General features: G+C 30.4%; 1 pseudogene. It reads right to left on the bottom strand.

Annotation, left to right across the window (positions count from 1 at the left end):
- A pseudogene (locus tag FUA24_RS02850) lies at positions 1-215 on the bottom strand (NAD(+) synthase); the annotation flags it as partial.
- Positions 216-352 lie beyond the last annotated feature (137 nt).

A 352-nucleotide genomic window follows, 5' to 3' on the forward strand; every position in this document is an offset into this window, starting at 1 on the left:
GTAATATGTTCTTGTGCTCTACTTACGTGGCTTTCAGCTTGGTGTATAGGCATTTCAACAACTAAAACTTTTAAACCGGTTTCAGCACATAAAGTAGATGTAACTGCAGAGTCTATTCCGCCAGATACACCAACAACAAAACCATTTACACCAGCATTAGTAGCGTAGTTTTTTAGCCAATTTACAATATGTTTAACAACTTTTTCTGTTTGCATATTAAATGAATTTAATTCTAAGAATAGTACCTTTGTAAACAAAAATAAACCAAACACTCTATTAATAAAAATTTATGCTGCCTAAGTTTTGTAAGAATTGTTTTTTATTGATTTTACTTGTTGTAATGTTTGCTGTT

The sequence above is a fragment of the Seonamhaeicola marinus genome (assembly GCF_008085455.1).